Origin of the sequence: Avibacterium sp. 21-599 (genome assembly GCF_026226765.1) — a bacterium.
Lineage (GTDB): Bacteria > Pseudomonadota > Gammaproteobacteria > Enterobacterales > Pasteurellaceae > Avibacterium.
Genome location: NZ_JAKKOB010000002.1, coordinates 342618 through 363208, shown reverse-complemented (window position 1 = coordinate 363208; position 20591 = coordinate 342618). Strand labels below are relative to the sequence as shown.

At 40.5% G+C, this 20591-nt stretch carries 20 protein-coding genes and 1 pseudogene; 15 read left to right on the top strand and 6 right to left on the bottom strand.

Annotation, left to right across the window (positions count from 1 at the left end; genetic code table 11):
- Nucleotides 1–44: 44 nt before the first annotated feature.
- The 5 genes from L5B83_RS11615 to dnaA all read right to left on the bottom strand — a co-directional run bounded on the left by L5B83_RS11615 (nucleotide 45) and on the right by dnaA (nucleotide 4848).
- Nucleotides 45–245 carry a hypothetical protein gene (locus L5B83_RS11615; RefSeq protein WP_442780646.1) on the bottom strand — a complete coding sequence of 67 codons (201 nt, stop codon included), beginning with the start codon at nucleotides 243–245 and terminating at the stop codon, nucleotides 45–47.
- Between the two features lie 36 nt (nucleotides 246–281).
- Nucleotides 282–974 carry a 7-cyano-7-deazaguanine/7-aminomethyl-7-deazaguanine transporter gene (locus L5B83_RS11610; protein WP_265778631.1) on the bottom strand — a complete coding sequence of 231 codons (693 nt, stop codon included), beginning with the start codon at nucleotides 972–974 and terminating at the stop codon, nucleotides 282–284.
- Nucleotides 975–1278: 304 nt separating this feature from the next.
- On the bottom strand, nucleotides 1279–2370 hold the full coding sequence (recF, locus tag L5B83_RS11605; protein ID WP_265778630.1) for a DNA replication/repair protein RecF: 1092 nt from the start codon (nucleotides 2368–2370) through the stop codon (nucleotides 1279–1281).
- Nucleotides 2371–2375: 5 nt separating this feature from the next.
- The gene (gene dnaN, locus L5B83_RS11600; protein WP_250364062.1) at nucleotides 2376–3476 is read right to left on the bottom strand and encodes a DNA polymerase III subunit beta; all 1101 of its coding nucleotides are present in this window, start codon (nucleotides 3474–3476) and stop codon (nucleotides 2376–2378) included.
- Between the two features lie 10 nt (nucleotides 3477–3486).
- A complete protein-coding gene (gene dnaA / locus L5B83_RS11595) occupies nucleotides 3487–4848 on the bottom strand; it encodes a chromosomal replication initiator protein DnaA (protein ID WP_265778629.1) in 1362 nt (453 codons plus the stop codon).
- 353 nt (nucleotides 4849–5201) lie between these two features.
- Between dnaA and rpmH the strand changes: the two genes are divergently transcribed.
- From rpmH to L5B83_RS11535, 12 genes and pseudogenes are all read left to right on the top strand, one after another.
- A complete protein-coding gene (gene rpmH / locus L5B83_RS11590) occupies nucleotides 5202–5336 on the top strand; it encodes a 50S ribosomal protein L34 (protein ID WP_005539760.1) in 135 nt (44 codons plus the stop codon).
- A gap of 14 nt (nucleotides 5337–5350) precedes the next feature.
- Nucleotides 5351–5710 carry a ribonuclease P protein component gene (gene rnpA, locus L5B83_RS11585; protein WP_250350957.1) on the top strand — a complete coding sequence of 120 codons (360 nt, stop codon included), beginning with the start codon at nucleotides 5351–5353 and terminating at the stop codon, nucleotides 5708–5710.
- On the top strand, nucleotides 5674–5934 hold the full coding sequence (gene yidD, locus L5B83_RS11580) for a membrane protein insertion efficiency factor YidD (RefSeq protein ID WP_250350956.1): 261 nt from the start codon (nucleotides 5674–5676) through the stop codon (nucleotides 5932–5934). The genes rnpA and yidD overlap by 37 nt, the downstream gene beginning before the upstream one ends.
- The gene (gene yidC / locus L5B83_RS11575; RefSeq protein WP_265778628.1) at nucleotides 5934–7547 is read left to right on the top strand and encodes a membrane protein insertase YidC; all 1614 of its coding nucleotides are present in this window, start codon (nucleotides 5934–5936) and stop codon (nucleotides 7545–7547) included. The genes yidD and yidC overlap by 1 nt, the downstream gene beginning before the upstream one ends.
- A gap of 515 nt (nucleotides 7548–8062) precedes the next feature.
- Nucleotides 8063–9421 carry a tRNA uridine-5-carboxymethylaminomethyl(34) synthesis GTPase MnmE gene (gene mnmE, locus L5B83_RS11570; protein WP_265778627.1) on the top strand — a complete coding sequence of 453 codons (1359 nt, stop codon included), beginning with the start codon at nucleotides 8063–8065 and terminating at the stop codon, nucleotides 9419–9421.
- Nucleotides 9422–9601: 180 nt separating this feature from the next.
- A complete protein-coding gene (gene ribF / locus L5B83_RS11565) occupies nucleotides 9602–10549 on the top strand; it encodes a bifunctional riboflavin kinase/FAD synthetase (protein ID WP_265778626.1) in 948 nt (315 codons plus the stop codon).
- 172 nt (nucleotides 10550–10721) lie between these two features.
- Nucleotides 10722–13541 (top strand): isoleucine--tRNA ligase, encoded by a 2820-nt coding sequence (gene ileS / locus L5B83_RS11560; RefSeq protein WP_265778625.1) that lies wholly within the window; start codon nucleotides 10722–10724, stop codon nucleotides 13539–13541.
- Between the two features lie 89 nt (nucleotides 13542–13630).
- Nucleotides 13631–14125 (top strand): signal peptidase II, encoded by a 495-nt coding sequence (lspA, locus tag L5B83_RS11555; protein ID WP_265778624.1) that lies wholly within the window; start codon nucleotides 13631–13633, stop codon nucleotides 14123–14125.
- Nucleotides 14122–15066 carry a 4-hydroxy-3-methylbut-2-enyl diphosphate reductase gene (gene ispH / locus L5B83_RS11550; protein ID WP_265778623.1) on the top strand — a complete coding sequence of 315 codons (945 nt, stop codon included), beginning with the start codon at nucleotides 14122–14124 and terminating at the stop codon, nucleotides 15064–15066. Before lspA ends, ispH begins: the two co-directional genes overlap by 4 nt.
- Before the next feature lie 314 nt (nucleotides 15067–15380).
- Complete coding sequence (gene aspA, locus L5B83_RS11545; RefSeq protein WP_265778622.1) at nucleotides 15381–16808, top strand: aspartate ammonia-lyase; 1428 nt, start codon at nucleotides 15381–15383, stop codon at nucleotides 16806–16808.
- 274 nt (nucleotides 16809–17082) lie between these two features.
- Nucleotides 17083–17784, top strand: a complete 702-nt coding sequence (locus L5B83_RS11540) for an IS3 family transposase (protein WP_265778621.1) — start codon at nucleotides 17083–17085, stop codon at nucleotides 17782–17784.
- Nucleotides 17785–17898: 114 nt separating this feature from the next.
- Nucleotides 17899–18247 (top strand): annotated as a pseudogene (locus tag L5B83_RS11535) (IS1595 family transposase); the annotation flags it as partial.
- A gap of 113 nt (nucleotides 18248–18360) precedes the next feature.
- On the opposite strand, the gene L5B83_RS11530 reads toward L5B83_RS11535, so the two are convergent.
- Nucleotides 18361–18741, bottom strand: coding sequence for a hypothetical protein (locus L5B83_RS11530; protein WP_265778620.1), 381 nt, complete (start codon nucleotides 18739–18741; stop codon nucleotides 18361–18363).
- 156 nt (nucleotides 18742–18897) lie between these two features.
- Between L5B83_RS11530 and L5B83_RS11525 the strand changes: the two genes are divergently transcribed.
- The 3 genes from L5B83_RS11525 to L5B83_RS11515 are packed head-to-tail and all read left to right on the top strand — an operon-like array spanning nucleotide 18898 to nucleotide 20557.
- The gene (locus tag L5B83_RS11525) at nucleotides 18898–19500 is read left to right on the top strand and encodes a beta-phosphoglucomutase family hydrolase (RefSeq protein WP_265762891.1); all 603 of its coding nucleotides are present in this window, start codon (nucleotides 18898–18900) and stop codon (nucleotides 19498–19500) included.
- A complete protein-coding gene (locus L5B83_RS11520) occupies nucleotides 19501–20109 on the top strand; it encodes a sugar O-acetyltransferase (protein ID WP_265778619.1) in 609 nt (202 codons plus the stop codon).
- Nucleotides 20102–20557 (top strand): YqaA family protein, encoded by a 456-nt coding sequence (locus L5B83_RS11515; protein ID WP_265778618.1) that lies wholly within the window; start codon nucleotides 20102–20104, stop codon nucleotides 20555–20557. Before L5B83_RS11520 ends, L5B83_RS11515 begins: the two co-directional genes overlap by 8 nt.
- Nucleotides 20558–20591 lie beyond the last annotated feature (34 nt).

Below are 20591 nucleotides of genomic sequence, written 5' to 3'. Positions count from 1 at the left end.
TTTTGTTGATAAAAGCTGATAGGTTATGGCTATCAGCTTTTTTGCTATAACTTGCTTATTGTATTATTCTGCTTCAGCAAGAGTAAAGCAAAGGTTGAGATTAATAGCACGAATGCTGCGCCGATATAAAGATTTTGTTTTTCCCATCCGTTATCTAATAAAATACCAGCGATTATTGGAGCAAGGATTGCGCCAATGCGTCCTATGCCGATTGACCAGCCAGCACCTGTACTTCGTATATTCATTGTGTTTCCTTATGATATGTTGATGAATAAATCCTTTTATTCTCTTGTGAGTTGTTGAAGCTTACGCAAAATAATATTCAGTGCGACGCCATAGGCAGGAACAAATAGCACGATGCCGACAAAAAGTTTGAAAAGATAATCTACAAAACCAAGTTCAAACCAATGTTCCGCCATAAAAGGATCACTGCTTGCGAAAAATGCGACGGAAAAGAATAAGAAGGTATCTGCCATTGAACCGAAAATCATTGAGCTACTCGGCGCAATCCACCAGGTTTTTAACTGGCGTAATCGATTAAATACAAGTACATCAAGTAATTGACCGAAAACATAGGCGACAAAACTGGCAATAGCAATGCGAAAAACGAATAAGTTGAAATCAAATAAGGCTTCGATCCCTTGATATTGCGTGTCCAAAAAGAGCGTGGAAATCACATAACTGATAATTAATGCGGGAAACATCACGGCAAAGATGATCCATCTTGCGGCGGTTGCCCCAAAAATTCGTACAGTTAGATCCGTTGCAAGGAAAATAAATGGGAAAGTAAGCGTTCCCCAAGTGCTGTGGAACGAGAAATCTGCTAGTCCGAGTAGATGAAATGGCAAGTGTATCTCAAAAGGGATCTGTACTAAATAGTTACTTGCGGCAATAATAAAAATGTGGAAAAAAGTTAAAATAATTAATGCGTTACGTTTTTGATGAACATTAAAGATCGGAGAAGTTACTTTCATCTTTTATACCTTTTTGTTGAAAATATTGGGGTGAGGGAACCCAAATTAAGTGGAAAAATTGCGTAATCTTTGAACTGCTGATGTTCGACATACAGGTTATTCAAAGGATCGCTGATAATACGTATTTTTGTTGATATTTCAAGGAATATCTCGATTTATTTTGAGGAATAAGTGCAGAAAATTCTCTATTATAAAGTGGGGTGCTTTTTTGTTGATTTTTGTTTTGAGGGAATGGGGAATGATTTGTGTATAGCTGACATTTGCTGAGAGAACTATAAGAGGTTTCTTGTTTTAGCAAGAGAGGTTAGGAAGAGCAAAACACGTTTTCACTGAGTTTACCGTTATTGACACTAAAAGTACGGTGTTTTTCTGGTTGCATTTCTTTTAGTTGGTTGTGTGTAATGGCGGTAACGAACACTTGTGAACCACTTTGTTGTAGGCGTTCAGCTAATAATGCACGTTTTGTTTGATCTAATTCAGAAGCGAAATCATCAATTAAAAAAATACAATGACGATTTTTTTGTTGCATCAAATGTTCACCTTGAGCTAGGCGCAAGGCGCACATTAGTAGTTTTAATTGCCCACGAGAAAGCACATCTTCTACCGGCAACCCATTGGCTTTAAAGCGAAAATCGGCCTTTTGCGGGCCAGATACGGTGTAACCAATGGCACGATCCCGTTCAAAATTTTGACATAACAATTCGGCGTAATCGCTGTTTTTATCCCAGCCTTGATGAAAACTGACACTGATTTCTAATTCAGGCAGAAATAGCTGACAGGTGCGTTCAATTTCAGGGCGTAAGGCTTCGGCATAATCGGCACGCCATTGGCTGACTTGGTTAGCAAGATTGACCAGCGCTTTATCCCAAATCTGAATATGTTCATAGTGCAAGGCTTGTTGTAAAGCCGCATTGCGTTGCTTCAATAAGCGGTTAAGTTGGCTCCAAACAGGGTGAAAATCACGATGATGATGGAATAGTCCCCAATCTAAAAAAGCACGGCGATAGCTTGGCCCACCGTTGAGCAAGGTCAATCCTTCTGGGGTAATCATTTGCATTGGTAATAAATGGGCAAGATCGGCAATTTTTTTTGCTTCTTCACCGTTAATTTTTACCTGTGTGTTACCTTGGCGGTGTTTTTGCAATCCCACTGACCACTGATGTTGTTGCTCTTGAATTTTGCCATAAAGGGTGAAGTGAGGCTGTTCGTAAGAAATAATGCGATTTGCTACCGCACTTTTAAAAGAACGTCCGTGAGCAAGATAAAAAATGGCTTCAAGTAGGCTGGTTTTACCGCTGCCGTTATTGCCCACTAAAAAGTTAAAGCCGTGGTCAAATTCTAGATCCACGGCGTTTAAATTACGAAAATTTTCAACCGTTAAGCGTGAAATTGCCATATCAATTATAAACGCATTGGCATAATCACATATTCTGCGCTATTGTCATCCACATCTTCAATTAAGCAGCTTGAAGAAGCATCTGTCAATCGCATTCGCACTTGTTTGCATTTGAGGGCATTGAGTACATCAAGCAAATAGCTGACATTAAAGCCGACTTCCATTTCTTCGCCGTTGTAGTCGATGTCAATGATTTCTTCGGCTTGCTCTTGCTCTGTATTTGTCGCGGTGATTGTGAGCTGGTTTTCTGCAAGCTGTAAACGTACTGTTCTTACTTTATCATTGGATAAAATCGCGGCACGGGCAAAGGCTTGTTTTAAACTTTCCCATTCGCCTGTCATAATACGTTGCGCATTGCGTGGTAATACGCGACGGTAATCTGGAAAACGCCCATCAATTAATTTAGAGGTAAAAATAATATGTCCTAAATCAATGCGTAAATTATTTGTACCAATTTGTACGCGAGCTGGCTGATCATTACTTTCTAATAAACGGGCTAATTCTAGCACGCCTTTACGTGGCACAATGACAGAATGAAGCTGTAAATCTTGTTCTAGGGGAATTGTACAAACTGCAAGGCGATGTCCATCTGTTGCAACAGTACGCAATAAGTTACCTTCGGTTTCAAATTTCATTCCATTTAAGAAATAACGCGCATCTTGATTTGCCATAGAAAATTGAGTGGCATCAATGAGGCGACGTAAGGTGGCTTGTGTGGTGGTAAAATCTACCTCTGCTTGCCAATCAGCTAAATTTGGATATTCCTCAGCTGGAAGGGTTGTTAAATTAAATTTACTTCTACCGCAATGCACTAAGGCACGTTCTTCTTCAAAACTTACCGTAATATCTGAACCATCAGGAAAACTACGGCAAATATCAAGGAATTTTTTAGCGGGTATGGTGAAATGCCCATCTTGTTCAGCACTATTTAACTGTGCTTGGGTGGAAAGTTCCACTTCTAAATCTGTTCCTGTAATGGTTAAAGATTGCCCTTCGATGTGTAGTAACACATTGTTTAACACAGGAATATTAGGGCGACTACTCAATACACCACATACTTGTTGTAAGGGCTTTAACAGGTTTTCTCTTGATACAGTAAATTGCATAGTTTCGTCCTTAAACTGATAAGGTTCGGATTAAATTAGACCAATCTTCTTGAATGCTTGGGTCTTGTTGCTTGAGTTTATCTACACTGCGACAGGCGTGTAAAACGGTAGTATGATCACGATCACCAAAGCTACTGCCAATTTCAGGGAAACTGCGATTAGTCAGTTCGCGTGAAAGTGCCATTGCAATTTGGCGAGGGCGAGCCACTGATCTTGCGCGGCTTTTCGATTTAAGATCGGCCACTTTGATACGGTAATATTCTGCCACGATTTTTTGGATGTTTTCCACGGTCACTAATTTTTCTTGTAACGCCAGCATATCTTTGAGGGTCTCACGCACAAAATCAATGGTAATCGGTTTGCCCGTAAATTCTGCATTAGCGTGAACACGGTTGAGCGCGCCTTCTAATTCACGCACGTTCGTGCGTAATTTTTCGCCGATAAATAACGCCACTTCTTCGGGTAAGCGCATATTTTTTTCTTCTGCTTTTTTCAATAAAATGGCGACACGAGTTTCAAGTTCTGGGGGTTCAATGGCTACGCTTAATCCCCAACCAAAACGAGATTTTAAGCGATCTTCAATTTTCTCGATCTCTTTTGGATAGCGGTCAGAGGTTAAAATAATTTGCCGACTACTTTCAAATAACGAGTTGAAAATATGGAAAAATTCTTCTTGCGTACCGTCTTTGCCCGCAAAGAATTGAATATCATCAATCAGCAAGGCATCTAAAGTGCGGTAGAATTTTTTGAAGTTTTCCATTTTGTCTTCTTGCAGCGCCCGGACATATTCTTGCATAAAGCGTTCTGCGTGGATATAAATTACGCGTGCTTCTGGTTTTGTGGTTAAAATGCCATTACCTACGGCGTGTAATAAGTGGGTTTTACCAAGCCCTGTGCCACCGTAAAGAAATAGCGGATTGGCGCTTTGCTCCCCAGGGTTAATCGCCACTTTTTGCGCCACGGCTCGGGCCAGTTGGTTGGATTTCCCCTCCACAAAGTTTTCAAAAATGTGCTTGGTATTTAAGTTAGAACGATAGCTGGTTTTTTGCTCGCTTGGCTGCGCTGGTGCATTATTCTGAGCGACAGCAGGTGGCGGTGTGGTTTTACGCATTGCAGGTTTTGAACCTTCTTGCACTTTCACACTAAAATCCGCATTGCCAGAAAATTGCTGGGCTAAACGGCTGATTAATTCAAGATAATGAGTTTCCACCCAGTTTTTAACAAAAACGTTGGAGGCATATAACACCATATTGTTTTCACCCACAATATCAGCTTGCAATGGGCGTAACCAAGTGCTGAAATCCGTTGGTGAAACTTGATCTTGCAGTTGTGAAAGGCAATCCTGCCAAAGTGATGCGAGCGTGGTTTTCATTGTTATTATGTCTAGTTTATTAGTTAAACGTTTGAATCGTCCGCAGAAAAGTGCGGTGAGAATTCGGCTAATTTTACAATAAAGTTGAGAAAAGATCTTTATAAAAGGATCAAAAAAATCGAAAAAGGCTGCTTGAGATTTCTGCCAAAAAAAGTATAATTCACCCCGCTTTTATGCTTTCAAATAAGAAAAATGCAGATTATGTTGCGATTTTTCTTATTCTTATTTGACGAACGGTTCATTTGTGATTACAATTGCGTTCCTTATTTAGTAACCCTTGTTTCAATTCGTTTTTGGCTATCTAAATGTCAAAGGCAATAATTAAACAATGTTGATTTAGGTAGATTATAATTATGAAACGTACATTTCAACCTTCTGTATTAAAACGTAGCCGTACTCACGGTTTCCGTGCGCGTATGGCAACTAAAAACGGCCGTCAAGTTTTAGCTCGTCGTCGTGCTAAAGGTCGTAAGAGTTTATCTGCATAATCCAGCCTTTTGCTGTGATTAAGCTAAACTTTTCTAGGGAGTTACGTCTGCTAACTCCCGCTCAATTCAAATACGTTTTCCAAGATCCACAACGTGCCAGTTCAGCGCAAATTACTATACTTGCTCGCATTAATCAGGAAAATCACCCCCGTCTTGGGCTTGCTGTTGCTAAGAAGCATTTAAAACGCGCCCACGATCGTAATCGCATTAAACGTCTATGCCGTGAACGCTTTCGCTTATTGCAACACCAACTGCCAAATTATGATTTTGTGATTGTTGTTAAACAAGGCATTGGTCAGTTAGATAATCAACAACTATTCAATTTATTGGATAAATTATGGCAACGCCACATTCGCTTGGCTCAAAAATCTTAATTGCGCTTATTCGCTTTTATCAACTGGTAATTAGCCCTTTAATTGGCCCACGTTGCCGATTCACACCAACCTGTTCTTGCTATGGCATTGAGGCATTAAAAACGCACGGTGCGTTAAAAGGTGGTTGGCTTACGTTAAAACGTATATTAAAATGTCATCCTTTACACGCGGGTGGATACGATCCTGTTCCACCAAAGATCAATAACAACAAAGAGAACAAATAATGGATTCAAGACGTAGCCTGTTAGTGCTCGCACTACTCTTTATTTCTTTTCTTGTTTATCAGCAATGGCAAGTGGACTATCATTCACCTAAGCCAGTTGCCACTGAACAAGTTCAGACAACAAATAATCAAAGTGAATTCGCTTCAAATTCGGATCTAACTAACCTTGCACAAGGTAAAGTGATTACTTTAGAAAATGACGTTTTCCGCTTACAAATTAATACATTAGGTGGAGATGTTGTTGGTTCTGAATTATTAAAATATGATGAAACATTACATTCTAATACGCCATTCATTTTGTTAAAAGATACGCCTGAGCATATTTATATTGCACAAAGTGGTCTGGTTGGTAAAAACGGGATTGATACCAAAGCCGGTCGTGCAAACTATCAAGTAGAGGGGGATACCTTCAAATTGGCAGATGGGCAAAATGAACTTGCTGTCCCTTTCGTGTTTGAAAAAGATGGGGTAACTTATCGCAAAATTTTCGTATTAAAACGTGGTGAATATGATGTGGCAGTGAATTTTGAAATTGCTAACCAAAGCAATCAAGCCATTGAAGTTGAACCTTATGCCCAATTAACCCATACATTGGTTGAAAGCTCAGGCAGTATGGCGATGCCAACCTATACAGGCGGTGCTTATTCTTCTTCTGAAACAAATTATAAAAAATACAGTTTCAAAGATATGGAAGAAAAAGATCTTTCGCTACAAACCAAAGCGGGCTGGGTTGCAATTTTACAACACTATTTCGTTTCTGCTTGGATCCCAAATCAAGATGCAACCCATCAATTTTATTCTACCACCGACAAAGCACGTAACTTAGGCTCAATCGGTTATCGTGGACCAGCTATTGATATTCCATCAGGTGCAACAGAAACCATCACCAGCAAATTATGGACAGGGCCGAAATTACAAAATGAAATGGGACAAGTGGCAAACCATTTAGATCTTACCGTTGATTACGGCTGGGCGTGGTTTATTGCGAAACCCTTATTCTGGCTACTTACCCACATTCACGATTTAGTGAAGAACTGGGGGCTTGCGATTATTTGTGTAACCTTAGTGGTGAAAGGGCTTTTATACCCATTAACTAAAGCACAATACACTTCAATGGCAAAAATGCGTATGCTGCAACCGAAAATCCAAGAAATGCGTGAGCGTTATGGGGAAGATCGTCAGCGTATGAGCCAAGAAATGATGAAATTATATAAAGAAGAAAAAGTAAACCCACTCGGTGGTTGTTTACCAATTTTATTACAAATGCCAATTTTCATCGCCTTATATTGGACGTTTATGGAAGCCGTTGAATTACGCCACGCCCCATTCTTCGGTTGGATTCAAGATTTATCAGCACAAGATCCATATTACATCTTGCCTATTTTAATGGGCGTGTCGATGTTTTTATTACAAAAAATGTCGCCAACTCCAGTGGCTGATCCAATGCAGCAAAAGGTAATGACCTTTATGCCAGTGATTTTTACCGTATTCTTCCTATTCTTCCCGGCAGGATTGGTACTCTACTGGTTAGTCTCCAACCTTATCACTATTGCGCAACAACAATGGATTTACCGTGGGTTAGAGAAAAAAGGATTACATTCCCGTAAAAAATAACTCGCTAGCGTAGATAATTGAGTTATGGGCGAACCTAAGTGTTCGCCCATTTTAGATCAAAAAATCCCTTTAATTTATTGATATTGTTATCTAACTGGCTGTTTGAAAAGAACGTTAGTGATTACTTTTTATCTGTAATACAATTATCCCCCTGTAGGGGTGAACCTAAGTGTTCGCCCATTTTAAATCAAAAAATCCCTTTAATTTATTGATTTTGTTATATAACTGGCTGTTTGAAAAGAACATTAGTGATTGCTTTTGATCTGTAATACAATTATCCCCCCTGTAGGGGCGAACCTATGTGTTCGCCCTAGCTATTGAATTGAAAAATTGCCTTATGGTAACGCTTGAATGAACAATGGCAATGGTTGGACAGTACTCAGGAAACAGGTTCATCAGTGGTCGAAGAAATCTAATAAAATAAAGATTATTCACCGCACGGCTTATTGTGCTTTTACAAGTATGAGATAATATTTGAGCGTTTTTAAAAGTGCGGTCGTTTTTTAGGAAAAATTATGTCAAAAGAAACCATAGTCGCCCAAGCCACGCCAATTGGACGTGGCGGTGTCGGTATTTTACGGGTATCAGGGCCGCTTGCCCAACAAGTAGCAGAAGCGGTGCTAGGCAAAGCCCTGAAGCCACGCATAGCGAATTATTTACCGTTTAAAGATAACGATGGCACGGTGTTAGACCAAGGGATCGCGCTATTTTTTAAAGCCCCAAATTCTTTCACCGGTGAAGATGTATTAGAGCTACAAGGCCACGGTGGGCAGATTATTTTAGATCTCTTGCTCAAACGCATTTTGCAAGTTAAAGGCGTGCGCTTGGCTCGCCCGGGGGAATTTTCTGAACAGGCATTTTTGAATGATAAATTGGATCTTACCCAAGCAGAGGCGATTGCAGATCTGATTGATGCCACTTCTGAACAAGCGGCACGTTCTGCACTGAAATCCCTCCAAGGGGAATTTTCTAATAAAATCAATCAGCTTGTTGATGATGTCATTTATCTACGCACCTATGTGGAAGCCGCAATTGATTTCCCTGATGAAGAAATTGATTTCTTAGCCGATGGTAAAATCGAAGCCAAATTGCGTGAGATTATTGCTCACCTTGCTGCCGTGCGAGCGGAAGCCAAGCAAGGGGCGATTTTGCGTGAAGGAATGAAAGTGGTGATCGCGGGTCGCCCAAATGCGGGAAAATCTAGCCTACTTAATGCACTGGCAGGGCGTGAAGCTGCCATTGTTACCGACATTGCAGGCACAACACGCGATGTGCTGCGTGAGCATATCCACATTGACGGAATGCCGTTGCATATTATTGATACCGCAGGTTTGCGTGATGCCACCGATGAAGTAGAACGCATTGGGATTCGCCGTGCGTGGGACGAAATTGAGCAAGCAGATCGCATTATTCTGATGTTAGACAGCACCGATAGCGAAGAAAATCTCGCGCAAGTGCGGTCAGAATTTTTGGCAAAATTGCCGAACAATATCCCTTTGACCATTGTGCGTAATAAAGCGGATTTAAGTGGTGAAGCGGAAACCATTCGCGAACAAAATGGACAAACCTCAATCAGCCTTTCGGCGAAAACACAAGTTGGTGTGGACTTACTGCGTGAACATCTCAAACAATCAATGGGCTATAACACCAGTACAGAAGGTGGTTTTCTTGCACGCCGTCGCCATTTAGAGGCTTTAGAACAAGCGGATATTCACTTGCAAGCAGGACTCATTCAGCTGACGGAGTTTTATGCCGGTGAACTGCTCGCCGAAGAATTGCGAATGGTACAAAATCACCTGAGCGAGATCACAGGACAATTTACCTCTGATGATCTGCTTGGCAATATTTTCAGTTCATTTTGTATTGGTAAATAAGTGAGTGAAAATCAAAGTGCGGTGTGATTTTGCCAATTTTTTAGCTGAAATAGCTTAGCGACAAAATGATAGCTAACACAAATTGAGCGAGTATTTCCTCACTGACAAGCCACAGAGGACTTGAATAAATCAGCGCCATATGGTGTGTATGGCGAAAAATGAAAGAGTACGGAATTTTTAATGCAATTAATTCAAGGGTTAAAACAACTACCAGCCACTTTGCGACAGCAAGGCTGTGCCTTAACGATTGGTAATTTTGATGGAGTGCATTTAGGGCATCAGGCGGTGTTACGCCACTTGCGTGAAAAAGCCACCAGCCTTTCTTTACCAATGGTGGTGATGCTTTTTGAACCACAACCAAGCGAATATTTTATGGCAGATAACGCCCCGCCACGTTTGATGCGGTTACGTGATAAATTGAGTGCATTGGCTGAATTAGGCGTAGATTATGTGATTCGCATAAAATTTGACCGCACTTTTGCCCAGCTTTCTGCTGAACAATTTATTCAACAATACTTGGTACAGAAACTCAATGTGAAATTTTTAAGTATTGGTGATGATTTCCGTTTTGGGGTTGGGCGTACAGGGGATTTTGCTCTGTTACAACAAGCGGGGGAGCAATACGGCTTCCGTGTAGAAGATAATTGCAGTTTTCGTTTAAATGAACAACGTATCAGTAGCACGGCGATTAGACAAGCCCTTGCCGATGATCATTTAGCCCTTGCTAAGCAACTTTTGGGCAAGCCTTATTGCATTTATGGGCGTGTTGTACAAGGCAATAAATTAGGGCGAACTATTGGCTTTCCAACAGCAAATATTCGCTTACAACGCCAAGTTAATCCCGTGAAAGGGGTATATGCAGTAAGAGCTAAATTGCCTAATGGTACAGAATATGAAGGGGTGGCAAATATTGGACGTCGCCCGACCATTAATGGGATTAAACAATTGTTAGAGGTTCATCTATTTGATTTTAAACAAGATATTTATGGACTACCGCTTAAGGTGGAACTGTGTCATAAAATTCGTGATGAAGTCAAATTTCCCTCTTTTGAGGATCTTAAAGCACAAATTGTAAAAGATGTGGACGTGGCGAAGGCGTATTTTCGCCAAGCTAAAAGAACGAGCTAAAGGGCTTAATGTGCGGTAAAAAAGTTATCAAAAAATCACCGCACTTTCATTAGGGATTGAATCATAATTCCGCCATTCCTATTCTTTAATATTGTGTTATTTATGCGTATAATGCCAAAGTTATTGTGCATTTAATGCAAGATTTTATTTTATACAACGTGGAAAAAACAAAATGTCGAATGAAAACGTAGATTACAAAAATACGCTAAACCTGCCAGCAACAGGTTTTCCGATGCGTGGTGATCTGGCAAAACGTGAGCCAGCAATGCTAAAAAATTGGTATGAGAAAAAACTTTACGAAAAAATCAGACAATCTGCTCAAGGAAAAAAATCCTTTATTTTGCACGATGGGCCTCCTTATGCTAACGGCTCAATTCATATTGGACACGCTGTAAATAAAATTCTGAAAGACATTATTGTAAAATCCAAAACCGCCGCAGGTTTTGACAGTCCTTATATCCCGGGATGGGATTGCCACGGCTTGCCGATTGAATTGAAAGTAGAAGGTTTGGTAGGAAAACCGGGCGAAAAAATTTCTGCCGCACAATTCCGCCAAGAATGCCGTAACTATGCCCGTGAACAAGTGGAAGGGCAAAAGAAAGATTTTATCCGTCTAGGCGTCTTGGGCGATTGGGATAATCCTTATTTAACAATGAATTACGACACTGAGGCCAATATCATTCGCACGCTGGCTAAGGTGGTCGAAAACGGGCATCTTTACAAAGGCTATAAACCTGTGCATTGGTGTTTGGACTGTGCTTCTTCTTTGGCAGAAGCCGAGGTGGAATATGAAGATAAAACTTCCCCGTCTATCTATGTAACATTCCCTGCAACGGATGAAAGTGCGGTGCTAAATAAATTTAATCTAAGCCAAACAGGTAGCGGTGAAGTAGCGGCAGTGATTTGGACAACCACCCCTTGGACATTGCCATCAAACCGTGCCATTGCAGTGAATGCAGAGCTGGTTTATCAATTATTACAATTTGGCAATAAGCGTTTAATTTTAGCGAAAGCGTTGGTCGAAAGCGTGCAAAAAGCCTTAGGTGAAGAAAACGTGAAAGTGCTAGGTGAAGCAAAAGGGGCTGACTTAGAACTTCTTCGTTTTAACCACCCGTTCTATGATTATAGTGTGCCAGTGATTTTAGGCGATCACGTTACCATCGATGGCGGTACAGGTTTAGTGCATACCGCACCAGATCACGGTCAAGACGACTATTTGGTTGGCTTGAAATATGGTTTAGAAATGGCGGCATTAATTAATGATGCAGGCGTATTTAAAGCTGAAACGCCATTTTTTGCGGGTAAAGGCGTGTTTGAAAGCAATGATTTGGTTATTGAAAAACTTACAGAAACAGGTAACTTATTGAAATTAGAAAAAATTCGTCATAGTTATCCGCATTGCTGGCGACACAAAACGCCAATTATTTTCCGTGCGACACCGCAATGGTTTATTGGAATGGAAACAAATGGCTTACGTCCGCAAGCGTTAAGCGAAATCAAAAAAGTACGTTGGATTCCAGATTGGGGGCAAGCGCGTATCGAAACAATGGTGGAAAACCGCCCAGATTGGTGTATCTCTCGTCAGCGTACTTGGGGCGTGCCAATGGCGTTATTTATCCATAAAACCACAGAAGAATTGCACCCTCGCACACTTGAACTTATTGAGCAAGTCGCGCAACTCGTGGAACAATCCGGCATTCAAGCGTGGTGGGATCTTGATCCAAAAGATTTGCTTGGTGAAGATGCTGAACATTATAAAAAAGTGCCAGATACCCTTGATGTTTGGTTTGATTCAGGATCAACGTATTCTTCGGTTGTGAAAGCACGTCCAGAATTTAATGGGCAGGAAGCCGATATGTATTTAGAAGGCTCGGATCAGCACCGTGGTTGGTTTATGTCATCATTAATGCTTTCAACGGCAACGGATAACAAAGCTCCTTATAAGCAAGTACTAACCCACGGTTTCACCGTTGATGGCAAAGGGCGTAAAATGTCTAAATCTATCGGTAACATTGTTACCCCACAAGAAGTGATGGATAAATTTGGTGGCGATATTTTACGTTTATGGGTGGCTTCAACAGATTATACAGGGGAAATGTCTGTTTCAGACGAAATCTTAAAACGTGCAGCCGATAGTTATCGCCGTATTCGTAATACCGCGCGTTTCCTTTTGGCGAACTTAAATGGGTTTGATCCGAAACGTGATTTAGTGAAACCAGAGGAAATGATCGTGCTAGATCGTTGGGCGGTGGATTGTGCTTTAAATGCACAAAAAGAAATCCAAGAAGCGTATGATAATTATCAATTCCACGCCGTTGTTCAGCGTTTAATGAAATTCTGTTCCATTGAAATGGGATCGTTTTATTTAGATATTATCAAAGATCGTCAATACACCACCAAAGCGGACAGCCTTGCACGTCGTAGCTGTCAAACAGCCTTATGGCATATTGCCGAGGCGCTGGTTCGTTGGATTGCGCCAATTTTATCTTTCACTGCCGATGAAATCTGGCAATATATCCCGGGTGAACGTGCGGAATTTGTGTTTACAGAGGAATTCTATAACGGCTTATTCCCATTAAACGCAGAAGAAACAATGAATGATGCCTATTGGCAACAAGTGTTGAAATTGCGTGATGAAGTAAACCGTGTGTTAGAGCAAGCCCGTGCAGATAAAACCATTGGTGCCGCATTGGAAGCGGAAGTAACCCTTTATGCCAACGATGAATACGCGAAGATCTTATCGCAACTTGAAAATGAATTGCGTTTCGTCTTAATCACGTCAAAAGCTCAAGTCAAACCATTGGCTGAAGCCGATGTTGAAGGGGGCGAGGTAGAAGGCTTTAAGGTGAAAGTGGTGCGTTCTGCAAATGAAAAATGCCCACGCTGTTGGCACTATTCTGATACCATTGGTACAAACCCAGCACACCCGACGCTGTGTTCGCGCTGTGTTGAAAATGTCGATGGCAAAGGCGAAGTCAGACGTTTTGCGTAAAAATTCATAAAAATTCCACCGCACTTTGATTTGCTGAAATCATAAAGTGCGGTGATTTTTTAAGGCGTTTTATAAAATAAGGAAACCCAATGTTAAAAAACTCAGGACTTGCTTTTCTTTGGCTAAGTGCAGTGGCGTTTTGTTTAGATTTATTGACTAAATATTTCGTGGTCAGTCATTTTGAGCTATATGAAAGTATCCACATTTTGCCTATTTTTAACCTGACCTATGTGCGAAATTATGGTGCGGCATTTAGTTTTTTAGCGGATCATTCAGGCTGGCAGAAAAGTTTTTTCATCTTACTTGCCATTGGGATTTCGGTAATACTCACGGTTTTCTTAGCAAAAAATAAAGCGAGCCAAAGCTTACAAAATACCGCCTATGCGTTAATTATTGGTGGGGCATTAGCCAATATGGCTGATCGGGCTTATCACGGCTTTGTGGTGGATTTTTTTGATTTCTACTGGCAACAATGGCATTATCCCGTGTTTAATGTCGCGGATATTGCTATTTGTATTGGCGCAGCATTGCTTGCTATTGATGCGATTAAAAATAATGAGAAAAAAACGGAGAAAGCCAAGTGAAAATTATTTTAGCCAACCCACGTGGCTTTTGTGCTGGGGTAGATCGTGCAATTAGCATTGTCGAATTAGCCTTAGAAATTCACGGTGCGCCGATTTATGTGCGCCACGAAGTGGTACATAATCGCTTTGTGGTGAATGGATTGCGTGAACGTGGCGCTGTGTTTGTAGAAGAATTAGATGAAGTGCCAGATGGTGCTATCGTCATTTTTTCCGCCCACGGCGTTTCTCAAGCTGTTCGTCAAGAAGCCAAAAGACGTGCATTGAAAGTCTTTGATGCGACTTGTCCGTTAGTAACTAAAGTGCATATGCAAGTGGCACGAGCTAGCCGAAAAGGTACTAAAGCTGTGCTAATCGGACACGAAGGCCACCCAGAAGTAGAAGGTACAATGGGGCAATATGATAATGCAGAAGGCGGAATTTATTTGGTGGAAGATGTGGAAGACATTGCAAAATTAGCCTTAACAAGGGATGATGACATCACTTTTATGACACAAACCACCCTTTCTATTGATGATACCAGTGAAGTGATTGCCGCGTTGAAAGAAAAATATCCCGCTATTCAAGGACCGCGTAAAAATGATATTTGTTATGCCACCACCAATCGCCAACAAGCGGTAAGAGAATTAGCTAAGATGGCGGATTTAGTCATCGTAGTTGGCTCAAAAAACTCTTCAAATTCCAACCGTTTAGCAGAACTTGCCACAAGAATGGGGGTAACAGCTCAATTGATTGATGATGCCAATGATATTGACATTGCTTGGCTCAAAGAGGTCTCCACCATAGGCATTACCGCCGGCGCTTCTGCGCCAGAAGTGCTAGTGCAATCTGTGGTAAATCGCTTAAAAGAACTAGGTGTAACGCAAGTAGAAGAGCTACAAGGCTGCGAAGAAAACACCGTGTTTGAAGTACCAAAAGAGTTGCGAATTAAAGAGGTGCATTGATCCTTAGTCTGTTACGAAACTACTTATAGATGAAACGCTCCTAAATCTTGGGTAGTTTTGCGGGTAGGTTAGTCGGCTACCAATTTCTCTATTGCTTTTTTTCTTAAATTCAGTGCGTATTCGTGAAAGTATTGTACGATGATTGAATAAGTTTAGCTATAAGTCTTTTTCTCAAATTTATTCACAAAAAAATCTAATTCCTTTGATAAATTAATATCTTGTATCCTCTTCTTGCAATGTGATCTAGTTCAATTTTTTATTACAAACACCTCTTTATAATAATTCCATATCCTGTTCAACATAAGGAAATTATTATGAAAAAAACACGTATAGAAGTAGATTTACTTGGTGAACGTGAAGTACCCAATGAGGCTTACTGGGGCATTCATACTTTGCGTGCAATGGAAAATTTCAACATTTCAGACAAGACGATTTCTGATGTACCCGAATTTATCCGCGGAATGGTTATGGTGAAAAAAGCCACCGCACTTGCTAATGGTGAGTTAGGTGCGATTCCGAAAAAAATTGCTAATGCCATTGTTAAAGCCTGCGATGAAGTGCTAGAAAATGGACGTTGTATGGATCAATTCCCAACTGATGTATATCAAGGTGGTGCAGGGACTTCTGTCAATATGAATACTAATGAAGTCATTGCCAACCTTGCGTTGGAATTATTAGGGCATAAAAAAGGGGAGTATAACATCATAGATCCAATGGATCATGTCAATGCAAGCCAATCCACCAATGATGCCTATCCGACAGGTTTCCGTATTGCGGTATATAACAGCATTATGCACTTGCTGAAAAATATCCGTTATCTACAAAAAGGGTTTGATGCAAAAGCAAAAGCTTTTTCTCATGTACTTAAAATGGGGCGTACTCAGTTACAAGATGCTGTTCCAATGACTGTAGGGCAAGAATTTAAAGCCTTCTCCGTGTTATTGGAAGAAGAAGTACGCAACCTAAAACGCACCGCAAAGTTATTACTTGAAGTCAATCTCGGCGCAACAGCAATCGGCACGGGTTTAAATACACCTGAAGGCTATGCAGAATTAGCGGTGAAATATCTCGCTGAAGTGAGCCAATTACCTTGCGTACCTTCGGAAAATTTGATTGAAGCTACTTCTGACTGTGGGGCTTATGTAATGGTTCACAGTGCTTTAAAACGTACTGCAGTGAAATTATCCAAAGTATGTAATGACTTACGTCTTCTTTCTTCAGGTCCACGAGCAGGTTTAAATGAAATCAATTTACCTGAATTACAGGCGGGTTCATCCATTATGCCAGCGAAAGTAAACCCTGTTGTACCAGAAGTGGTGAACCAAGTCTGTTTTAAAGTGATCGGTAACGATACCACTGTAACCTTTGCTGCCGAAGCAGGCCAATTACAGCTTAACGTAATGGAACCTGTCATTGGTCAAGCAATGTTTGAATCCATTGAGCTTCTCAACAATGCGTGTGTGAACTTACGTGATAAATGCGTGAATGGTATTACTGTCAATGCAGATGTGTGCCAAAACTATGTCTTAAATTCCATTGGCATTGTGACTTATCTCAATCCATTTATTGGTCATCATAATGGCGATATCGTCGGTAAGATTTGTGCTGAGACAGGGAAAAGTGTACGCGAAGTAGTGCTAGAACGTGGCTTGCTGACAGAAGCACAACTCGATGATATTTTATCGCTAGAAAACCTAATGAATCCACGTTATAAAGCAATGCGCTTTACTGAAGAGAAATAAGCGCATTAAATTAAATCATCAAGTGCGGTGAAAAATGACCAAATTTTCCACCGCACTTATTTTTTTAATGAATGAAACGGTTTGGTTACTAAAAATATCGCTAAGGCAATAATATTTACCATTTGAAGAACTTTTCAACATTCCCAATCTGCTTATTCCTTTCGATAAAGGTTTTTTATTATACAAATAAGTCTTTATGTCAAAAGAAATGACGTATAGGTATGCAGATTAAGTTGTCTCTATATTGCCTTATTTGCCTTAACGGGTGTGTGCGTTGTTTCAGGTATCAGAAAGTGCCTATTATGCTCAGTTAAGACAGTGTAGCAAGTCAAACAAATATGGACGTTTATCGTTAGACATCGAGGCATTATTTGATGAAAGTCGAGGTGCAGCAGGTAAACGAACATTGAAGGCGAGATTACAACATAAAGGGATGAAGGTAGGATTAGCGCGTATCCGTAAATTGATGAAACAACAGGGCTTAGAGAGTAAACAACCCAAGAAGCGTTATTCTTATCCGCTCATAGAGGAACAAACGATGCCATTTAATAGCCTATTAAACCGCAAATTTAGCCCCGATTCCCAGACCTCCGTCTTGTGTGGCGATACCACTTATCTGAAAGTTAATGGCGAATGGCATTATCTTGCAGTTGTGCTGAATGTAGCCCAACGTCAAGTCGTAGGTTGGCGATTACAAAGAAAGTATAATGCGGAGTTAGTCGTTGAGGCATTAAATCCTGCGATGCTGACGACAGTAAGGACAAAAGAGATGATATTTCATTCAGACCAAGGAAGTGTTTATCGGAGTTATCCCTTTACGCAATGTGTGAAACGTCATGGATTAATCCAGAGTATGAGTCGTCGTGGCAATTGTTGGGATAATGCACCGATGGAGCGTTGGTTTAGAAGCTTCAAATACGAATGGATGTTAAAAAAAGGGGGATGCGTCATTGTCGGCAGCAAAGGAGGATATTAAGAATGATGTATTTTATTATAATACCGTTCGTCCTCCTGCTTACAATCAGGGATTACCCCCCATTTTAGCAAAACAACCTATCAGGGACTATTAAATTAGTGGATCACTACATTTTTTGGTATGCTGAAACGAGAAGGAAAAGTCTATACGGTTGTTGTTCAAAACACTAAGGCTAACACCTTACTCCCTGTAATTAAAAGGAAAATTATGCCTGATAGCATCGTTTATACCGACTATTATCATCGCTACGATGTGCTAGATATAAGCGAATTTAAGCACTTCAGAATTTCATTTCGCAGAAGCAAAAAATCACATTAATGGGATTGAAAATTTCTGGAATCAGGCTAAACGAGTACTAAGAAAATATAACGGAATTGACAAAAAATCTTTTCTGTTATTCTTGAAAGAATGTAAATTTCGGTTTAACTTTGGGACACCAAAAGAACAGCTAAAAACACTGTGACCTTGGTGTGGAATTTAGGGCTAATCTAATACAGCCCCTAATTAAATAATGGTATCCTTTCGGGTGCGCCATCTTGTCTAATACTTTTTTTATTTACTTCTCTTAATATATTTTCATACTGCCTTAGTTAGAATTTGTGGTTGGCTTAATGAAAGCGAATAAATATTTGCGATAAAATGCGTTTGTTCACTGTCAGGAATTGAGATAGGCAGTAATGCAAGCAATTCTGAATGGCGTTGAAAAATCTGTGGAAAAACAACCGCACTTTGTATTTCAGCCAAAATATCTGCTGCGAGTGGGGTTGCAGTATACCCCCGTTTTATTCGCCCTAATGCCATTGCAATGTGATTGAACAGTATTAAAACCTGTGGACTTTCGACATCAACGTGCCATTGCTTGAGCAAATGATCGCGGATATGTAGCATCCATTGCACGATTTCTTCATCGATCAACTTTCGCTGTAATAAAAAAGTTAATTGTTGTTGCAGCCTCATTGCCACCTCGAAATCATTTTTCGGTTAGAAAGTGCGGTGATTTTTTGTGATAAATTCTGTTTAAGTCTAACTTTACCGAAATCTCTTCAAATAAAACAGTGCAGGGATCACAAATTTGTAGCAAAATACGAAAAATTTTAAAAAAGGGAGTGATTAATGACAGATTTAGCGTTTTTGGCTGATTATGATGGGCTCATTTTTGATATGGATGGTACCGTTATCGACACAATGCCGAGTCATAAAAAAGCGTGGGATAAAGTAGGGGAAACCTTGGGTTATCCTTTGAATGGACAGATGATTTATGACCTTGGTGGTGCGCCAGTAAAAGTGATTGCTGAAAAAATGATGAAAGAAGCGGCAATGCCAATGGCGTTATTTGACGAAGTGATTCAATTGAAACGCCAATATGGCATTGAATTAATTATGCAACATTCCACATTATTACCCGCTGCACAGGTGGTGAAAAAATTTGCTGGACAAAAACCATTAGCGTTGGGAACAGGATCGCACCGCAATGTGACCAATTTATTGCTTGATAAATTTGATTTACATTCTTATTTTGATGCGGTGGTTACCGCAGAAGATGTAGTTAATCACAAACCTGAACCCGATACATTTTTACGCTGCGCAGAATTGATCAAGGTTAATCCACAACGTTGTGTGGTATTTGAAGATGCGGATCTTGGCGTGCAAGCTGGGTTGGCGGCAGGAATGGACGTTTTTGATGTGCGTATCAATCAATTAATTAAGGGTAATTAAATGTTATCTGATAAACAAAAAATGCTCGCAGGCTTGGCGCATAAACCCAATGATCCTGAATTAGCACAACTTCGTCTTGAAAATAAAAAGCGACTTTTCCAATACAATACACAAATTTGCCCTTCGGAAACAGAAAAAAGAGCGGTGTTAATTCAGCAGATTTTAGGGAAATGTAAAAATGAACCTCATATTAATGCCCCGTTTTTTTGTGATTATGGCTGCTTTATTGAAGTTGGAGCGAATTTTTTTGCTAATTATAATTGTACAATGCTCGATAATGGGGGGATCACCATTGGGGATAATGTGATGCTAGCACCAAATGTGAGCCTTTATACGGTAGGGCATCCTCTTGATGCGGCGTTACGCAATCAAGATTGGGAACACGCACTGCCGATTTCTATTGGCAATAATGTATGGGTGGGGGGCAATGCCATTATCTTAGGCGGAGTAACGATTGGCGATAACGTGGTGATTGGCGCAGGATCGGTGGTGAACAAAGATATTCCCGCCAATAGCCTTGTGGTAGGCAATCCAGCCAAAGTGATACGCCAAATTACGGAGCAAGATAGGCTCAATTACATTCACAAATATATGGCAGGCTATGCTTGATTGGCTGAGAGAGGGGCTATTGGGATCACAAAATAGCCTGTGGATAATGTTTAGTAGTGCCTTTTTTAGCGCCACCGTGCTACCCGGCAATTCTGAAATTATTTTCCTTTTTTTGACCGCACCTTTTATTGGGACGATTTTTTCCATTGATCTTGTTGAATTGCTTATTGCTGCCGTGCTTGGCAACACATTAGGTGGTATGACCACGTATGTGATTGGACGCGGGCTTCCAAAACTAGAACAAAAAAATCGACAACAACGCTGGGCATTAAACAAAATTCAGCGTTATGGCATTTGGACATTATTATTAAGCTGGTTACCCATTGTGGGCGACGCCTTTTGTGCGATGGCAGGTTGGTTGCGGTTTAACTGGTTGAAATCCTTATTATTTATAATGATTGGAAAATTATTTCGCTATATGTTGTTATTGCTCATTAGCCATATTTAAGTAAAAAAAAGCCACCTTGAAAGGTGGCAAATAA

What these genes read in the sequence shown, in the direction of transcription:
- lspA (WP_265778624.1), top strand. Translation starts at nt 13,631, where the DNA reads ATGTTAAAAAACTCAGGACTTGCTTTTCTTTGGCTAAGTGCAGTGGCG.
- ribF (WP_265778626.1), top strand. Translation starts at nt 9,602, where the DNA reads ATGCAATTAATTCAAGGGTTAAAACAACTACCAGCCACTTTGCGACAG.
- yidC (WP_265778628.1), top strand. Translation starts at nt 5,934, where the DNA reads ATGGATTCAAGACGTAGCCTGTTAGTGCTCGCACTACTCTTTATTTCT.
- L5B83_RS11610 (WP_265778631.1), bottom strand. Translation starts at nt 974, where the DNA reads ATGAAAGTAACTTCTCCGATCTTTAATGTTCATCAAAAACGTAACGCA.
- L5B83_RS11530 (WP_265778620.1), bottom strand. Translation starts at nt 18,741, where the DNA reads ATGAGGCTGCAACAACAATTAACTTTTTTATTACAGCGAAAGTTGATC.
- L5B83_RS11520 (WP_265778619.1), top strand. Translation starts at nt 19,501, where the DNA reads ATGTTATCTGATAAACAAAAAATGCTCGCAGGCTTGGCGCATAAACCC.
- dnaA (WP_265778629.1), bottom strand. Translation starts at nt 4,848, where the DNA reads ATGAAAACCACGCTCGCATCACTTTGGCAGGATTGCCTTTCACAACTG.
- rpmH (WP_005539760.1), top strand. Translation starts at nt 5,202, where the DNA reads ATGAAACGTACATTTCAACCTTCTGTATTAAAACGTAGCCGTACTCAC.
- yidD (WP_250350956.1), top strand. Translation starts at nt 5,674, where the DNA reads ATGGCAACGCCACATTCGCTTGGCTCAAAAATCTTAATTGCGCTTATT.
- mnmE (WP_265778627.1), top strand. Translation starts at nt 8,063, where the DNA reads ATGTCAAAAGAAACCATAGTCGCCCAAGCCACGCCAATTGGACGTGGC.
- ileS (WP_265778625.1), top strand. Translation starts at nt 10,722, where the DNA reads ATGTCGAATGAAAACGTAGATTACAAAAATACGCTAAACCTGCCAGCA.
- L5B83_RS11615 (WP_442780646.1), bottom strand. Translation starts at nt 245, where the DNA reads ATGAATATACGAAGTACAGGTGCTGGCTGGTCAATCGGCATAGGACGC.
- dnaN (WP_250364062.1), bottom strand. Translation starts at nt 3,476, where the DNA reads ATGCAATTTACTGTATCAAGAGAAAACCTGTTAAAGCCCTTACAACAA.
- L5B83_RS11515 (WP_265778618.1), top strand. Translation starts at nt 20,102, where the DNA reads ATGCTTGATTGGCTGAGAGAGGGGCTATTGGGATCACAAAATAGCCTG.
- aspA (WP_265778622.1), top strand. Translation starts at nt 15,381, where the DNA reads ATGAAAAAAACACGTATAGAAGTAGATTTACTTGGTGAACGTGAAGTA.
- recF (WP_265778630.1), bottom strand. Translation starts at nt 2,370, where the DNA reads ATGGCAATTTCACGCTTAACGGTTGAAAATTTTCGTAATTTAAACGCC.
- L5B83_RS11525 (WP_265762891.1), top strand. Translation starts at nt 18,898, where the DNA reads ATGACAGATTTAGCGTTTTTGGCTGATTATGATGGGCTCATTTTTGAT.